The sequence below is a fragment of the Sabulicella glaciei genome (assembly GCF_026183895.1).
GTDB classification, from domain to species: Bacteria; Pseudomonadota; Alphaproteobacteria; order Acetobacterales; family Acetobacteraceae; genus Roseococcus; species Roseococcus glaciei.
Genome location: NZ_JAPFQI010000029.1, coordinates 25,611 through 39,821, shown reverse-complemented (window position 1 = coordinate 39,821; position 14,211 = coordinate 25,611). Strand labels below are relative to the sequence as shown.

Below are 14,211 nucleotides of genomic sequence, written 5' to 3'. Positions count from 1 at the left end.
TGGCCTCCGCCATCATCCGGCGTGGCCACTTCAGCGGACGCCCGAGGCAGGACGGGCGCGGAAGCAGTGGCTCCAGCACCGTCCATTCGCCGTCGCTCAGGTCGGAGGGATAGGGGCAGTTGGGCATGACGACCTCCAGCACAATTGTGCCGGATCAACGCTCTACCCTCGTATCCGCCCTTTGCGGACAGTCAGTGAGAGGGACGGCGCATCCTCAACCCGCGGCCAGGATGATCAGCGTGCCCCAGGGATCGCGCAGCACGCGCGTGTCGTCTTCGATCTCTACGGGCGTGCCCTCGCCACGTGCTCGCACCTCGACGGCGTGGATGTGAGCGCCGTCCCGGACGACGAGTTCCACCGCATCGAGGCCGACCATCCTCTTGGGGCGCTGCCCGGCGCCGCCGCTATGCCACGTGTTGGCGGCGAGTTGGTGATGGTAGCCGCCCGCGCCGAAGAAGCTGGCCTGGGCGAAGCGGCAGGTGACCGAGAAGCCAAGGAGATCGCCGTAGAAGTGCTCGGCCTCCCCGGTGTCGCCGACCTGCAGGTGCACATGGCCGACCACGCTGCCCGCTGGCATGCCGGTCCAAGAGTCATCGGCGGCGGCGAGCAGGTCTTCGAGATCCAGCCGGTCGTTCGTCATCTCGACCCCGGCGCCGGTGCGGCGCCAGGCCGAAACCGGGCGGTCAACATAGATCTCGATGCCATTGCCCTCCGGATCGGCCAGATAGACCGCCTCGCTCACCGCGTGATCGGCAGCCCCGTCCAGGCCAATGCGCCGCGCTCTTGCGAAGCGCAGCCAGCGCCCCAGACTGGCCCGGTCGGGTAGAAGGAAGGCCGTGTGGTACAGGCCCGCCTGACGGCGGTCGAGCGGCGCAAGACGAGGATCGCCGATCAGTTCCAGCAAGGGTCGCCCGCCCGCGCCCAGCACGGCGTGCCGGCCGGACTGCTCCATGGGAGCGAGGCCAAGAATATCGCTGTAGAAAGCCGCCGTGCCGGCAAGATCACGCACCCGAAGCCGGACCCGGCCGACCCGCAGGGGCGCGGCGCTGAGGTCGAAGAGGGGTTCGGGGTGCTCGCTGGCGTCAGACATGGCGTGGCCTCCCACCGCGCAGAATCGATGCGGGCGGGGCTTCCACCCGCCCTGGTTCGCCCGTCCTAGCCTCAGTCGCGGTAGTCGAAGCCTGGCATGGCGCGCACCTCGTCGCGGGTCATAGGCAGTTCTGCGCGGCGGTTGTTGCCCATGCGCAGACGCTCGAAGGGGATCATCACGTGGCGGTCGCTGCGCAGCAGGCCACGATCCACCTCCACAACGACGCCCACGACGCGGCCCTGCGCGTCAAGGATCAGATCCTCGACCTCGCCGACTTCGTGGCCGTCCGAGCTATAGACATCCCAGTCCATAATCGCTTTGGCACGGAACTGGCCCTGCGCCATGGCCGTGGGTCCAGTTGTTGCGCCAGGGGTCATGGTTGTGCTGGGTGCCGCGGTCTGCGCCAGGGCGGGCGCTGCCAAGGCGAAGGCCAAGGCAGCGACGAGAGGGGGCTTGAGCATGGGATTTCCTCCTTTTGAGCCTGAAGGAACGTCCTGGACGAGGCTTTGTTACGGCTTCGAAGCGACCCCCCGAGGGGTGAGAAAGAGGTTCCACGGAACGGACCCTGCCCAAACACGTTCAGTCGCTGGCACTCTGCCAATCAAGGATCGAGCGAATGGACAACCTCATGGTTCTCGCGGGCGACCCCGCGGCCTGGGCGGCGCTCGGCACGCTGATCGCCATGGAGGTGATCCTGGGGATCGACAATCTGCTGTTCATCTCGATCCTGACCAACAAGCTGCCTGAGCATCAAAGAGCCCGGGCGAGGATGATCGGCATCGGCGCGGCGCTTGGTCTGCGGCTCGTCCTGCTCAGCTTGGTCTTTGTTATCGTGCAGCTGACCGAGCCGGTGGTGACCCTGTTCGGGCAGGGCTTCTCCTGGCGCGACATTATCCTGATCGCCGGCGGCCTGTTCCTGGTCTGGAAGGCGACCAAGGAAATCCACCACAACGTGGACCCACACCCTGGCCCCGACATGTTCGGCGACAAGGGGGGAGCGGGCTCCATCGGCTATGCCGCGGCGATCGGGCAGATCCTTGTGCTCGACCTCGTGTTCTCCGTGGACAGCATCATCACCGCCGTTGGCATGACCGAGCATGTTGAGATCATGGTGATCGCGGTGCTCGTGACCGTGATCGTGATGCTCGTGGCGGCAAATCCGCTCGGCAACTTCATCAGCCAGAACCCTACCGTGGTGATGCTGGCCCTTTCCTTCCTCCTCATGATCGGCATGACGCTGATCGCCGAGGGCTTCGGGGTGAAGGTGCCAAAGGGCTACATCTACGCCGCGATGGCCTTTTCGGCCGCGGTGGAGGCGCTGAACATGATGTCGCGGCGGGCGCGGACCCGTCAGACCGAAGGCGAAGAGCGAATGCCGATCCAGCGTTAAGCTCACGGCGTGTAGAAGGCTGCCACAGCCTTTCGGGTGGCTCTGCTTGCCTCAGCGAGGAGATCGCGATGCTGGTTAGCCCGTCGTCATTCAGCAGTAACTTGCAGAAGCCGTCCTTGATTGCACGCGCTCCCAGCCACGCTAGGCCCGGCCGAAGCCGACATTCGTCACAACGATGTCGTCTTTCACGGTCTGGAGGCGCAAGAAGATGCCCTTATCTCCAGGAGCTTCATCATCAAGAGCGGATGCAGCGGGTTTGCAGCGGATGCGGACTGGATCGTCTCCCCTGGGCGTGACGATGCTGACATTCGAATCAGAATAATCACCCGGAGCGAAACATCTCCAGCCGGGAGATGGAAAGGTGAGGCCACGCTAGGGCGTCTGAGGGTCGGGCTAGCTAGGTAAACACGGGGATTCGACCTCTACTCATGCGAGGTTCGGGAGTTTTGCTCCTGATGATTGATCTGCCCCATGCTCGATCATGTCGCCAATGCCAAAAAATTTAGAGCGTCTTGAGCTTGCAGCGCTATAGAGATCAACAGGGAAGCAATAGAACGCTGGACCGGGACTAGAATCTTTCCGAAAAATATGTATAGTGACTGCATGATATTCTCAAATATTAATGCCGTAGCCCTGAAAATTCTTGATGAAACGGCAGACGGTGTACTGGTGACGGACAGTTTGCGCGTACTTGATCCCATCGCCTACGCCAATGCCGCCTTCTGTCGCATGACGGGCTACTCCTTGGCGGAGACCCTAGGACGGAACTGCCGGTTTCTGCAGGGAGATGACCGCGACCAGCCGGAGATCGCGACTATGCGCGAGGCGATCCGATCCGGCCGGTCCACCGTGGTGACGCTGCGGAACTACCGCCGGGACGGGTCCATGTTTTGGAACGAGGTGCGCCTGGCTCCCCTTTGGGAGAACAAAGACGGTGTTGGCCGGCCGCGCCACTTCGTGGGCTTTCAGCGCGACGTGACTACGCGCGTAATGGCTGAGATCGAATTGCGGGAGGCTGTAGCGTCCGAGAAGCGCAGCGCGGAGGAACGCGCGTCTCTTGCCGAGGAGGCCGAGCGGGCCGCTGCCCGCCTCGCCTCCGTGCTTGAGAGCACCATGGACTGCGTGGTCGTGCTGGATCACGAGTGGCGCGTCACATACCTCAACGAAAACACCCGCCGTATCCTGGGCGCGAGAGACCTGCCGACTGGATCCAACCTATGGGAGGTCTACCCAGAGGAGGCAGATGGCATCTTCGCCCGGCGCTACCGGCAGGCGCTCGCCGATCAGAAGCCCGTCTCCTTCGAGGAGCATCTATCCGCACTTGACGTATGGCTGGAGGTCCAGGCTTGTCCGACACCTGAGGGCCTCTCCATCTTCTTCCGCGACATCACCGAGCGCCGGCGCGCCGAGCGGGAACGGCTGCTCGCGCATGAGCGAATGGCGCACATGGCCCGCCACGACGCGTTGACCGGCCTGCCGAACCGAACCTTCTTCCGTGAGCGTGTGGAACACGTGATGAGTCAGCGGAGCGAGGCCACTAGGCATGCCCTCCTCTGCCTTGATCTCGATGGATTCAAGGGAGTGAACGATACGCTTGGCCATCCCGCAGGCGATGCGCTTCTGCGGGCGGCAGCCGAACGCTTGCAGACCTGCGTTCGCGGATCGGATTTGGTCGCGCGCTTCGCGGGCGATGAGTTCGTGATCCTGCAGACCGAGATCGCGGGTCCGGCCGATGCAGAGGTCCTAGCTAGGCGCATTCTCGACGCGCTCTCGGCCCCCTTCGTCATGGATGCCAAGACTGTCTCCATTGGAACCAGCATCGGCATTGCCGTCGCACCCGATCATGGCCGTGCCGCGGATGATCTGCTGAGGGTGGCGGACAGCGCCTTGTCCCGCGCGAAGAAAGAGGGGCGGGGCACCCATCGCCTCTTTACCCCCGGGATGGACACCCACCTGCAGGAGCGTCACGTCATCCGTCAGGCACTGCACGGAGCGCTGGAACGTGGCGAACTCGAACTGCACTTCCAGCCGCTTGTCGCCCTTGCCACCGGCCGGCTCACAGCCTTTGAAGCGCTCCTTCGGTGGCATCATCCTAGGCGGGGCCTCATCTCACCAGCACATTTCGTCCCGATCGCGGAGGAGACGGGAGTGATCGTGCCGATCGGCGAGTGGGCCCTGCAGGAGGCCTGCCGCACCGCCGCCACGTGGCCCGACCCCATCAGCGTTGCGGTGAACCTCTCGCCCGCTCAGTTCAGGAGCAGAACCTTGCTCGCGGCAGTGAGGCGTGCCCTTGGTGCCTCAGGGCTCGAGGCGGAGCGCCTGCAACTGGAGATCACGGAATCCGTGCTTCTGCTGGAGGACAGCCTCAACCTCAGGACCTTGGAGGAGCTGCGTCGGCTGGGCGTCCGACTTGCGATGGACGACTTCGGGACAGGCTATTCCTCTCTCAGCTACCTCAGAAGCTTCCCCTTCGACAAAATCAAGCTCGACCAGTCCTTCGTGCGGGATCTTCCGAACTCTGCCGACTGCCAAGCGATCGTGCGCGCCGTGGCGGGTCTGGCATCGGGTCTGCGCATCGCTGCTGCGGCCGAGGGGATTGAGACAGAGGAACAGTTCGCAGCGCTGCGCGCGAAGGGCTTCGACGAGGGTCAGGGACACCTGTTCGGCGCAGCCGTGCGCGGCTCGGAGGTGCCCCTGGTCATCGCGCGCTATCAACTCAGTCGTAATCCTAGGATCCAAGGAAACTAGGACTTATGGTTGCCTCTGATAGCCTGTAGTGAGGGATTGTTGAGGCGCCAGGGGATGAGGCGAGTGCTCTCTCCCTACTCAAGCCGTGGTAGAGCGAGCACCGCCTGCGTCTGACTGCGCACGGTGGAGATACGGACGTCGCGCGCCGCCGCATATTCCTCGGGCGTCATCCTGGCCGCCATTCCCTCCACAGGTCGCGCTTCGGCTGCGGAGAGGCCGAGAGGCCGCGCCGCACGCGCACCTGCCCCTTGGCCCGCATCGCCGGGTCGCTGATCGCCACAAGAATGAGCGGTGCCTCGCCGGCCCCCCGGAGCATCCGCCTAGGCGCGAAGGGAGCAAAAAGAGCCAGCAAGCGCTGGGCCCCGCCCCCGAGGCCCACTCAGCGGGAAGGGCTATCGCACCGAGGCTTGCGGTGCGGCGGAGAGCCACTCCCGCAGTTTGGACCAGCGCCGGCGCCCGGCTTGGTTGCGGACTGCCAGCTTGAGGGCCCGCTTCTGCCCCAGAAGCAGGACCAGCTTCTTGCCACGGGTGACGCCCGTGTAGAGCAGGTTGCGCGCCAGCATGGTGAAGTGCTGCGTGGTCACCGGGATCACCACCGCCGGGTATTCCGACCCCTGCGCCTTGTGGATGGTCGTGGCGTAGGCCAGCACCAACTCGTCGAGTTCGCCAAAGCCATAGTTTACCTGTCGCCCGTCAAAGGTGACGGTGAGTTCTCCTTCCTCCATGTCCATGCCGGTGATCACGCCCAGGTCGCCGTTGAAGACCTCGCGCTCGTAGTTGTTCGCGACCTGCATCACCTTGTCGCCGGGACAGAAGGTCCATCCGAACCGCTCGACGCGCTGCTCGCCCGGCGGGTTGAGCGCCTGCTGCAGCTCGATGTTGAGCGCCCGCGCCCCCAGCCCACCCCGGTTCATGGGGCAAAGGATCTGCACGTCGCGGACCGGATCGAGGCCGAAGCGCGCGGGGATGCGCTCCTTCACGAGATGAAGCAGCTTGCTGACACCCTCTTCAGGCTCATTGGCCTCGACGAAGAAGAAGTCGCTTCCGAGCTGCGCTTCCAGAACCGGCATCTGGCCACGATTGATGCGATGGGCGTTTACCACGACCTGGCTTTCCGCGGCTTGGCGGAACACCTCCGTCAGCCGCACGACGGGAACGGCGCCGGAGCCGATGATGTCGGACAGCACCTGCCCAGGCCCGACGCTCGGCAGCTGATCCACGTCGCCCACCAGCAGCAGGGCGGCGTCGTCCGGCAGGGCCTTGAGCAGGGCGCGCATCAGCGGCACGTCCACCATCGAGGTTTCGTCCACCACGAGAAGCTCGCACGCGAGGGGTGTGACCTCGTCCCGCTTGAAGCCCCCGGTCTTGGGGTCGCTTTCCAGCAGGCGGTGAATGGTCCGGGCTTCGAGGCCGGTGCTTTCGCTCAGGCGCTTGGCGGCCCGGCCCGTGGGCGCGCAGACGGCCACATCCACCGCCTTGGCCCGGATCACCTGGAGGATCGAGTTGACCAGAGTAGTCTTTCCAACCCCCGGCCCCCCGGTGATCACTAGCACCTTGGAGGCGAGTGCGAGCCGCAGCGCCTCCCGCTGGCTCTCGGCCAGGGAGAGCCCGGTCCGCGCCTCCACCCAGGGGATGGCTTTGGCTGCGTCGATTTCTGGCCAGGGCAGGGGACAGGCAGCGAGACGCCGGAGCCGTTCCGCGATGCCCTGCTCAGCGCGGTAGAGGCGAGCGAGGAACACGCAGCGCTCGCCCTCCAGGGTGTCGGCCACGACCTCCCCTTCCTCAAGCTCTAGGGCAAGGGCGCTCTCAATGAGGTCGGAGGGTACTTCTAGCAGCTTGCCCGCAAGGTCCGTCAGATCGCCCACCGGCAAGCCGCAGTGCCCCTCGCCCGTGGCCTCGGCCAACGCGAAGGAAATACCCGCGCGCACCCGGATCATGGCGGTGGGCTCGATGCCGAGCTTCCGGGCCACGGTGTCGGCCGTCCGGAAGCCGATGCCGCGGATGTCGCGGGCGAGCCGGTAGGGATTCTCGGTGATCACCTCGACCGATTTCGGCCCATAGGTCTTGTAGATCCGCACTGCCCGCGAGGTGCCGACGCCGTTGGCGTGCAGGAACAGCATGATCTCGCGGATGATCTTCTGTTCGGACCATCCCGCGACGATCCGGGCCGCCCGCTTGGGCCCGATGCCAGTCACCTCGCGCAGCCGGTCTGGCTCGGCCTCGATCAGGTCGAAGACGGCCTCCCCGAAGGCCCGGACCAGCTTCTTGGCATAGACCGGGCCGATGCCGCGGATCATGCCCGAGCCCAGGTATTTCTCGATGCCTTCCAGGGTGGTGGGCTGCGAGGCCTTCAGGAAGTTCGCGCGGAACTGCAGGCCGTGGGTGCGGTCGGTGACCCAGCTGCCGGAGATCTGGACCCATTCGCCAGCCGAGATCGAGGCCGCGTGCCCGACGACGGTGATGAGATCGCGGTGGCCCCGCGCCTTCACGCGCAGCACGCAAAAGCCGTTCTCGGCGTTGTGGTATGTGACCCGCTCGACCAGCCCCGCCAGCGCCTCGGTGGGCGGGGTCTGGCCGGAAGAGGAAGGGGTGCGAGCGGCGGTGGACAACACGTGGATCGGCTCCCTCGCCTTGGGTAGAGAAGGGGATTACCTCGGCGGACCATACATCCCGACATGCTCTGTGATTGCGGGTAAAGGCAGGAGGGCGGTCGCGGAAAGCTGAGGCTTCTCTGTGATTCAACCCACAGCAGATCGGAATTTCGCCAGCGAAACTCAAGCGCCGCCTGCTTGAGAGTACCCAGAACCGCGCGCCACGGAAGAAGCCGTCGAAGTTCCCGCAAGCTGTGTCGGTCAACGGGCATTGTTCTCCGGCACGGAGGCCTCACCCCAGGTTCCCTGGCTGGCCTGCAGATAAGCGGCCGCATCGTGCCTTCGCCCAGGCTATGTCGAGGGAAATTCACGAAGGAGGGCTTTGGAGCGGTTCGAACGCTGTTGAAGGCTTGATGCACAAATCTCTTGCCACCATGCGCCCTTGTAGCTACATTACGAGCTACGCAATGATTGAGGGGTTGGTCATGCGCGCCTGGAGAGCACACTGGCGATGTTGTCCGAATGGGACGAGGCCAAGCGCCTTTCCAACCTCATTAAGCACAGGCTCGATTTCCTTGATGCCTGGTTGATCTTTGAAGGCCCCTTCATCGTCGAAGCGGCCAGACGTCAAGGCGAGGAACGCAAGCTTGCTGTCGGTTGATCGAGGACATCCACGTCGCCCTGATCTTCGCCGAGCGTAACGGCATTCTTCGCTGCATATCGCTCAGGAGAGCGCGAAACGATGAACGCAGGCGGCATCAAGCGCTTCACCCGGGAGGAACTTCGGGCGAAGCGTGAGAAAGGTGAGAGCCGCTCGGACCTCGACGCCGTGCGGCGCATGTCCGAGGCGGAACTTGAGACGTCCATCGCAGAGGACCCTGATTGGAAGGACGTCCCGCGCGACTGGTGGAAGGACGCGCTGCCGGTCATGCCGGGGCCGAAGAAGCTGCTGTCGCTGCGGCTCGACCCCGATGTGGTCGATTGGTTCCGTGCCGAGGGCCCCGGCTACCAGACGCGCATGAATGCTGTGCTGCGCGCCTATATGCAAGCCAGGACCAAGCAGAGCGCGTAAGCGCGTGCCCGCCTTGGAGCGAGGCGTTGGCGCCAGGGGCCCAGAGAACCCTTCTTGCCGATCAGAAGTGGGGCTGTCTCCCGTCAGTCGTCGGGCCGCAGCAAGCGCATGATCTCGTCGGTGCGCATCTTGATGTCTGCCATGCCGACGGCCTTCTCGAAGCGGCCCGGCAGCTCAGTCCCCGGCTTTGATGCTCGAAGGATGACCACCCCCTCCGGCGTGATCTCGAAGACGACCTGGCTGCCGGGCGCGATCGCCAGATGGTCGCGGATGGGCTTGGGGATGGTGACCCGTCCCTTGCGTGTCACGATGCTCGGCATGCTCGCGCTCAGCCTCCAAATCCTTCGAACTGGGGAATGGGCAGCAAAAGCTCCCGCACGGCGCGGGTGACGGCGACGTAGAGAATATTCCACTCCTGCAGCAGCGACGCCTTGGCCCAGTCGTCCTTGCTGTCGATTGCCTGGCCCCAGCGCCGGCGCAGCGCCTCTAGCTCGGGGAAATCGGACGCCAGCGCCACGCTGTCCCATTCCCGGCCCTTTGTTTTGTGCACGGTGCTCAGCGCCACCTCCGCCGCGGCCTCGGTTGGCGCCGCCTTGGCCTCGATCTTCGGCAAGGCATGACCACGCCTTCCTCCACGGCGTCGCGCAGCCGGGCGAGGGCGGCGTCTCCGGTCTCCTCGGCTTCCTCGATGAACTGCTCCCAGGACGTGAAGCGCCGGGGCTTCTCGGCTCTCACCTCCTGCATGCGCCCCTCGGCCAGGGCCTGCGCGGAACAGACCTCGGTCGCCATCTCCTCGATCCCGCCGGGCACGTGGAAGCTGCGGCCGATCTGGGCCAGGGCGAAGGCCTGCTTGAGCAGCCTGGCATTGGTCCGGCACAGCACGGCGCGCACCCCCTGCGGCGGCCCGGCGTAGGGGCGTACGAGGCCCTCGCGCTCCACCTTGCGAAGCGGCCGCTCGGGCTTGCTGCCGGGTCGGCTCGCCAGCACGCGGCGCGCGACGGCGGCCACTGCGTCCCCGAACCGAAAGGACTGCGACAGGTAGAGGCGATCGCCCAGTAGGTGCCGCAGCGCGTCCTGGGCGCCACGCCAACCATAGATCGCCTGCCAAGGGTCGCCCACGGCGATCACGGGCTTGCCGGCCGCCACCGCGATCTGGCGCAACACCGGGTTCAGGTCCTGCGCCTCGTCCAAGCAAATGTAATCCACCTGCTGCAGCGCGTGCCTGATCAAGTCCTCATCCAGGGCAAAGGACTTGAGGTAGATGTCGTGACTGATCTTGAGGCCGTTCGCGCGCCATCCCAGGAAGCGTCGGCAGGCCTCTCGGCCTCGGTCCCGGAGCACGTGCCCCAGGACCTCGCGCTTGCGCAGCAGTGGCTGGTGCGCCTCGTGAACGGCGGAAGCCCCGGCGGGCGGTAATCGCAGCACGTGCCGGTCCAGCAGCTCCTCGATCTCGGCCTGGGTCGGCTCTTGGGCCGCGCCCTGGCAGAAGGCGGTGACCAGCCGGGCGACATGGCGGGCTTGGCTGATGGGGCGCAGCCCAGCGACCGGGGCAGGGGACCAGCCCTGATTGCCGAAATGGGCCAGCACCGAATGGGCGTTCAGCGGGCCAATCTCGTCGGGTTTCAGGCCCTGTGCGCCCCAGGCGACGCTGTGCATGGTCTGGCAGCGCATCGTCTCGGGGAAGCGGCTCTTGGCCTCTGCGGCGATCGCCTTGTTGAAAGCGACATAGAGGCCGCGGCGCTGGCCCATGGCACCGGCCACGGCGCGCAGGGTTGAGGTCTTGCCCGCGCCCGCGAAGGCGATGACGCGCAGGCACTCTCCGAGGCGCAGCTTGTGAGCGGCCTCCACTATGGCGGCCTGCTCGCGGGTGAGGGTGGGCTCGATGTGCGACAAGGCTCGATTCCAGATGCGACCCGCGGCAGGTATTCCCGCGCGGGCGAAAGGTCAGGGCGGAATTTCATGGGGGTAAGGGAGCAAAGCTTTCGCCCGAGGGTGTTGCTCATCCTCGCATGGACTACGTTTGTTCCAAGAGCGAGAAAGGACAGAGCATGGCCGCGCTGAGCGTACCCGAGTTGGAGAACCGGATGGTGGCGTATGCCGAGCGGGTTCTGGAAGCGGCCAAGCCGGCGCGCGAAGGCCAGCCGGATGCCTATACCTTCGACGGCAAGGCGCTGAATGCGGTCTGGCTCTTCATCCAGGGTCAGAGCGGGGCCGCAGCGAGATTGGCCCGCCGACCGCACAGCTGATCCAGGCGCTGGTGGAGACCGAGGAAAGCCGAAGGGGCATCCTGCGCGGCGCCGCGGTCGAGGCCGCGCGGCGGCTGGCAGCGGAGGCCGGGGTGGAGCCGCCAAGTTTGCCGGAGGATCATTATCGGGGCGTGGATCAACTCGCCGATCGAATCTTGGCCGTGTTCCTCATGCAGAAAGCCCCGATGTTTCATGCCGGGGCCGCCTGGGGCTCGGACATCGGCGCGGGCCGCCTCGAACAGGCGGCCGCCCACCTCATGCTGCGCGATCCGCTCTTCCAGCCGTCGGCCGAGTGGGTCGGGCTGCACGCGGAGTGGCAGCGTGTGTGGTCGGTCAACTCGGAGAGCTACATCCTGAATCTAGACACGGGCACGGTGACGCCCGAGCGCCATGAGGGAGGCCGGATTTGACCGCTTCCTCCACTCCCGAACCGGGCCAAGCCACGGTGCAGACCCTGGAGGCGCGGATGATCGAATGCGCGCGCCAGGCGCTGGCCGCGGACGCGGGCTCCTACGCCTTCGGCCCGGATGCGCTCCACGAGGTGTGGGCCTTCGTGCACGAGATGACCCGAGGCGCGACGGAGGCCGGGCAGCCTCCGGCAAAGCTCATCGAGAAGCTCATTGGGATCGAGGATCCGGACGACCGGGCGCTTTCCGGTGCAGCGCGCGAAGCGGCCTGCCGGCTGGCAGCCGATGCGGGGGTGGAGGTGCCACCACCCGCCGCAGACGAGGCACTGTCCCCTATGGCGAGCGTCGCAGATCGGACGCTGGCGGTTTTTCTCGCGAAGAAGGCGAACCTCTTCAATGCCGCGGCGGCCTGGGGCGTCAGCGAAGCCGGCTTCTGGATCGAGCGGGCGGCGGGCTACCTGTTCCGGCGCGAGGCGATCTTCCTCCCGCCGGCCGGATGGGTGGCGTTGTATGCGTGCTGGGAAAAGAAGCGGTCGGAGGGCGCCAAAGTGATCGCCGTTCCTGAGAAGCACTGAGCACCAAGAACGCCCCTCGTCGTTCCCAGCGTTGGTCGATTCACATCGGGATTCCAAGCGCTTAGACTCGTCGAATGGCCCGATCCCTTCGCACGCACCAGCGCCGCATCCTCGGGGTCGTGCGTGCGATCGCGTCGGGCGAGGCGGCCGGGCTGCAGGACATCCTGGCTGCAGTGACGCCGGGCGGGGGCAAGAGCCTCCTGCCTGTCCTTGCCGCCAGCGAGCTGATCCGTGCCGGGGTCGTAGATCGAGTGTGTTGGGTGGTGCCCAGGGACAGTCTCCGCCTTCAAGCCGAAGAGGCCTTTGCCGACGGCGGCTGGCGCACCGAGCTTGGTCACAGCCTGTCCGTCCGCGCGGCCGACAACGGGCCCGATCCGTGCCGAGGCCTCGCCGGGTATGTGACCACCTACCAAGCCGTCGCCGCTGCGCCTGAGTTGCACATGCGGGAGTTCGCCTCGCATCGGTATCTGCTCGTGGTGGACGAGATCCATCACCTCCCAGCCTTGAGTGACGCGGAACCATCCGGGCAGGTGGGGGAGGGAGCTTGGGCGTTGGAGCGGGAAGCGTCCTGGTCGCGGGCGCTCTTGCCAATGCTGGAACTGGCCCGGGTGCGCCTCTTGCTCTCGGGCACGCTGATGCGGGCCGATGGCCGGCCGATCCTGTGGCTGCCCTATGGGAAGGGGACGTCGGACCGGACAAGGGAGGTGGATCTTCACGCTTCCAGCTGGGCTGTGGTCGGCTACTCGCGCGCGGAAGCCCTGAGAGAGAAGGCCGTCCTGCCGGTGACCTTTGGCGCGGTGCAGGGCGAAGCCTCATGGATTGAGCCGGATGGCCCAGCCGTGGGGCCGCACAGCCTCGATGCCGATTACGAAACGACGCGGCCAGCCTTGTTCACCGCGCTTCGCACCGAGTTCGCCCTGCAGCTGCTCGACCGCGCTTTTGACGAGACGCGGATGCTCAGGGCAGAGCGGCGGCGCAGGTTGGGGCTGACGGCAAAGGACGGCGGCAAGGGCCTGGGAAAGCTCCTCGTGGTTGCACCTGACCAGGCTCAGGCACGGCGCTACCTCGACCACATCCGCGGCCGCCTGCCCGTCGCTCGACGCCTCGTGGATGCGCGCCTCGCCACCTCGGACGAGCGGGACGCGCAGGAGACGCTGGCGGCCTTTCGCCTCCTTCCCGAACCAGCCTGCCTCGTGACCGTGGCGATGGCCTATGAGGGGCTGGATGCTCCTTCGGTGTCGGTCGTGGCCGCGCTCACCCATATCCGCTCGCGCCCCTGGCTGGAGCAGATGATCGCCCGGGCGACCCGGATTGATCCGCATGCTGGTCCGGTTGAGGAGCAGCGGGCCTTGGTCTTCCATCCCGATGACTTGCTCTTCCGCGCCTTCCGGCGCCGCATCGAGACTGAGCAGGGCACGGTGGCGCGGCGGCCCAAGGAAAACCGGGGGCAGAAGCTTCCGGATTGGCTGAAGCAGGAGCTTGAGGAAGAAGGCCGGCACGGCATCGTGCCGCTGTCCTCAAATGCCACCGGGATGAGGTGGGAGAACCTGGCGGCCGGGCCCACGCTCCAGGTCGGTCGCCCACAAGCGAATGAGCCGAGCCCGTTGCTCGATGGGCTCCCCACCTCACCGGATGCCCCGACGCCTTCCAGCTTGGAGCGCCGTCTGCGGCACCAAGTCGGCGAGATGGTGGCAGCACAGGCGGTGGAGGACGAGGCGGCGCTGCGGGCCCCGCGCGGGGACGGGACCTATCACCGCTACAATGCGGTCCTGAAGCGCGTCATGGGCAAGGGCAGGGGGCTGATGACCCTGGCCGAGCTTGAGGCAACAGTGGGCTGGCTGGAGCGTAATCGCTTGGCCGAGCACCTGCATCTCGTGGAGGGCGATCCTCGTTACGCGCACCGGGCTCGGCGCGTAAGCGAGGCCGAGCGCCGTCGCTTGGCAACAGAAGGGCAAGGGGCGCTCGACGCCAGCAAGGCCCAGGCCGAGTTCTGGCGGCCGCCGGTGGGCAAACCTGACGCAAGGGCGAAGCGGGGATAGGTTGGGCCGCATCACGCGGCGCTTAACGACGGTCGGCAAAGAGGCCGAAATTT

The 14,211-nt window shown here is 66.0% G+C and carries 14 protein-coding genes; 8 read left to right on the top strand and 6 right to left on the bottom strand.

The window, feature by feature from the left end; genetic code table 11:
- Nucleotides 1-214: 214 nt before the first annotated feature.
- Nucleotides 215-1,090 carry a VOC family protein gene (locus tag OF850_RS21785; protein ID WP_301592434.1) on the bottom strand — a complete coding sequence of 292 codons (876 nt, stop codon included), beginning with the start codon at nucleotides 1,088-1,090 and terminating at the stop codon, nucleotides 215-217.
- Nucleotides 1,091-1,161: 71 nt separating this feature from the next.
- On the bottom strand, nucleotides 1,162-1,551 hold the full coding sequence (locus OF850_RS21780; protein ID WP_301592433.1) for a PRC-barrel domain-containing protein: 390 nt from the start codon (nucleotides 1,549-1,551) through the stop codon (nucleotides 1,162-1,164).
- Nucleotides 1,552-1,706: 155 nt separating this feature from the next.
- On the opposite strand from OF850_RS21780, the gene OF850_RS21775 reads away from it, so the two are divergent.
- Both OF850_RS21775 and OF850_RS21770 read left to right on the top strand, forming a co-directional pair.
- Nucleotides 1,707-2,480, top strand: coding sequence for a TerC family protein (locus OF850_RS21775; RefSeq protein ID WP_301592432.1), 774 nt, complete (start codon nucleotides 1,707-1,709; stop codon nucleotides 2,478-2,480).
- Nucleotides 2,481-3,083: 603 nt separating this feature from the next.
- A complete protein-coding gene (locus tag OF850_RS21770) occupies nucleotides 3,084-5,228 on the top strand; it encodes a putative bifunctional diguanylate cyclase/phosphodiesterase (protein WP_301592431.1) in 2,145 nt (714 codons plus the stop codon).
- Between the two features lie 392 nt (nucleotides 5,229-5,620).
- On the opposite strand, the gene recD2 is transcribed toward OF850_RS21770, so the two are convergent.
- Nucleotides 5,621-7,840, bottom strand: coding sequence for an SF1B family DNA helicase RecD2 (gene recD2 / locus OF850_RS21765; RefSeq protein WP_301592430.1), 2,220 nt, complete (start codon nucleotides 7,838-7,840; stop codon nucleotides 5,621-5,623).
- A 490-nt stretch (nucleotides 7,841-8,330) separates the two neighbouring features.
- Here recD2 and OF850_RS21760 point away from each other — a divergent pair, with 490 nt between their 5' ends.
- Both OF850_RS21760 and OF850_RS21755 read left to right on the top strand, forming a co-directional pair.
- Nucleotides 8,331-8,480, top strand: coding sequence for a BrnT family toxin (locus OF850_RS21760; protein ID WP_301592429.1), 150 nt, complete (start codon nucleotides 8,331-8,333; stop codon nucleotides 8,478-8,480).
- An 81-nt stretch (nucleotides 8,481-8,561) separates the two neighbouring features.
- On the top strand, nucleotides 8,562-8,891 hold the full coding sequence (locus tag OF850_RS21755; protein WP_301592428.1) for a BrnA antitoxin family protein: 330 nt from the start codon (nucleotides 8,562-8,564) through the stop codon (nucleotides 8,889-8,891).
- An 83-nt stretch (nucleotides 8,892-8,974) separates the two neighbouring features.
- On the opposite strand, the gene OF850_RS21750 is transcribed toward OF850_RS21755, so the two are convergent.
- From OF850_RS21750 to OF850_RS21740, 3 genes are read right to left on the bottom strand one after another with little or no spacing between them, the layout of a single operon-like run.
- Nucleotides 8,975-9,211, bottom strand: coding sequence for an AbrB/MazE/SpoVT family DNA-binding domain-containing protein (locus OF850_RS21750; RefSeq protein WP_301592427.1), 237 nt, complete (start codon nucleotides 9,209-9,211; stop codon nucleotides 8,975-8,977).
- Nucleotides 9,212-9,219: 8 nt separating this feature from the next.
- Nucleotides 9,220-9,456 carry a 3'-5' exonuclease gene (locus tag OF850_RS21745; RefSeq protein ID WP_301592426.1) on the bottom strand — a complete coding sequence of 79 codons (237 nt, stop codon included), beginning with the start codon at nucleotides 9,454-9,456 and terminating at the stop codon, nucleotides 9,220-9,222.
- On the bottom strand, nucleotides 9,447-10,784 hold the full coding sequence (locus tag OF850_RS21740) for a UvrD-helicase domain-containing protein (RefSeq protein ID WP_301592425.1): 1,338 nt from the start codon (nucleotides 10,782-10,784) through the stop codon (nucleotides 9,447-9,449). The genes OF850_RS21745 and OF850_RS21740 overlap by 10 nt, the downstream gene beginning before the upstream one ends.
- A 155-nt stretch (nucleotides 10,785-10,939) precedes the next feature.
- On the opposite strand from OF850_RS21740, the gene OF850_RS21735 reads away from it, so the two are divergent.
- From OF850_RS21735 to OF850_RS21720, 4 genes are all read left to right on the top strand, one after another.
- Nucleotides 10,940-11,137 carry a hypothetical protein gene (locus OF850_RS21735; RefSeq protein WP_301592424.1) on the top strand — a complete coding sequence of 66 codons (198 nt, stop codon included), beginning with the start codon at nucleotides 10,940-10,942 and terminating at the stop codon, nucleotides 11,135-11,137.
- Nucleotides 11,138-11,148: 11 nt separating this feature from the next.
- Nucleotides 11,149-11,547: a hypothetical protein gene (locus tag OF850_RS21730; RefSeq protein WP_301592423.1), complete on the top strand. Its 399-nt coding sequence runs from the start codon at nucleotides 11,149-11,151 to the stop codon at nucleotides 11,545-11,547.
- Nucleotides 11,548-11,582: 35 nt separating this feature from the next.
- Nucleotides 11,583-12,119, top strand: coding sequence for a hypothetical protein (locus OF850_RS21725; RefSeq protein ID WP_301592422.1), 537 nt, complete (start codon nucleotides 11,583-11,585; stop codon nucleotides 12,117-12,119).
- A gap of 74 nt (nucleotides 12,120-12,193) precedes the next feature.
- Entirely contained in the window at nucleotides 12,194-14,158 is a 1,965-nt protein-coding gene (locus tag OF850_RS21720) for a DEAD/DEAH box helicase (protein ID WP_301592421.1), read from the top strand.
- The last annotated feature ends 53 nt before the right edge of the window (nucleotides 14,159-14,211 follow it).

What these genes read in the sequence shown, in the direction of transcription:
- OF850_RS21720 (WP_301592421.1), top strand. Translation starts at nt 12,194, where the DNA reads ATGGCCCGATCCCTTCGCACGCACCAGCGCCGCATCCTCGGGGTCGTG.
- OF850_RS21750 (WP_301592427.1), bottom strand. Translation starts at nt 9,211, where the DNA reads ATGCCGAGCATCGTGACACGCAAGGGACGGGTCACCATCCCCAAGCCC.
- OF850_RS21775 (WP_301592432.1), top strand. Translation starts at nt 1,707, where the DNA reads ATGGACAACCTCATGGTTCTCGCGGGCGACCCCGCGGCCTGGGCGGCG.
- OF850_RS21785 (WP_301592434.1), bottom strand. Translation starts at nt 1,090, where the DNA reads ATGTCTGACGCCAGCGAGCACCCCGAACCCCTCTTCGACCTCAGCGCC.
- OF850_RS21755 (WP_301592428.1), top strand. Translation starts at nt 8,562, where the DNA reads ATGAACGCAGGCGGCATCAAGCGCTTCACCCGGGAGGAACTTCGGGCG.
- OF850_RS21735 (WP_301592424.1), top strand. Translation starts at nt 10,940, where the DNA reads ATGGCCGCGCTGAGCGTACCCGAGTTGGAGAACCGGATGGTGGCGTAT.
- OF850_RS21780 (WP_301592433.1), bottom strand. Translation starts at nt 1,551, where the DNA reads ATGCTCAAGCCCCCTCTCGTCGCTGCCTTGGCCTTCGCCTTGGCAGCG.
- OF850_RS21760 (WP_301592429.1), top strand. Translation starts at nt 8,331, where the DNA reads ATGTTGTCCGAATGGGACGAGGCCAAGCGCCTTTCCAACCTCATTAAG.
- OF850_RS21770 (WP_301592431.1), top strand. Translation starts at nt 3,084, where the DNA reads ATGATATTCTCAAATATTAATGCCGTAGCCCTGAAAATTCTTGATGAA.